We start from the raw sequence: 835 nt of genomic DNA, 5'->3' as shown, positions 1-835 counted from the left end.
GTTCCATCGCCATCCAGTCCCAAGAGGTCTACGACCGCTACATGAAGTACCTGACCGGGTGCGCGAAGCTGTTCCGCCAGGGTTACACCGACGTCGACCAGTTCACGTTGGAAAAGTAGCGGACCCCAGCCCCTCGCGACCTACTTCACGAGGGTGAACTGCCCGACATTGCTGATGCCCTTGCGGAAGAAGTTCTCACAGCCGGTCAGGTAGTGCATGTACTTGTTGTAGACCTCTTCGGACTGGATCTCGACCGCCCGTTGGCGGTTGGCCTCCAGGTTCGCCGCCCAGGTCTCCAGGGTCCTCGCGTAGTGCAGCTGCAGCGAGTGGACCCTGGTCAGCTCGAAGCCCGCCGTGACCGCGTACTCGCCGACGGTCTGCGGTGTCGGCAGCCACCCGCCGGGGAAGATCTCGGTCAAGATGAACTGCGAGAAGTGCACGATCTCGTGGGTCAGCTTCATGCCCCGCGCCCGGGCGTCTTTGAAGGACGGGCGAACGATGGTGTGCAACAACATCACCCCGTCGGACGGCAGCGCTTGGTAGGCCATCTTGAAGAAGCGCCCGTAGCGCTGGCGGCCGAAATGCTCGAAGGCGCCGATCGAGACGATGCGGTCGACGGGCTCGTGGAACTTCTCCCACCCCTCCAACAGCACCCGCCGGGTGCGGGGCGTGTCCATCTGGTCGAACGTCTTCTGCACGTGCTCGGCCTGGTTCTCCGACAATGTCAGGCCCACGACGTTCACGTCGTACTTCTCGATGGCCCGCCGCATGGTGGCGCCCCAGCCGCAGCCGATGTCGAGCAGCGTCATCCCCGGCTCGAGCTTCAACTTGCCCA

Annotated in this window: 2 protein-coding genes; one reads left to right on the top strand and one right to left on the bottom strand. The window is 63.6% G+C overall.

The features are described from left to right. The coding region (locus A5692_RS28245; RefSeq protein WP_197514435.1) for a class I SAM-dependent methyltransferase at positions 1–119 on the top strand (119 nt) is incomplete at its 5' end. Positions 120–140: 21 nt separating this feature from the next. On the opposite strand, the gene A5692_RS12245 is transcribed toward A5692_RS28245, so the two are convergent. Continuing rightward, positions 141–835, bottom strand: a 695-nt coding sequence (locus tag A5692_RS12245; protein WP_068056292.1) for a class I SAM-dependent methyltransferase, incomplete at its 5' end; no start/stop codon positions are given.

The organism is Mycobacterium sp. E342 (assembly GCF_001667665.1).
Lineage (GTDB): Bacteria > Actinomycetota > Actinomycetes > Mycobacteriales > Mycobacteriaceae > Mycobacterium.
Note: the sequence above shows the minus strand (reverse complement) of the source record. Positions and strands in the feature narration are given on the sequence as shown.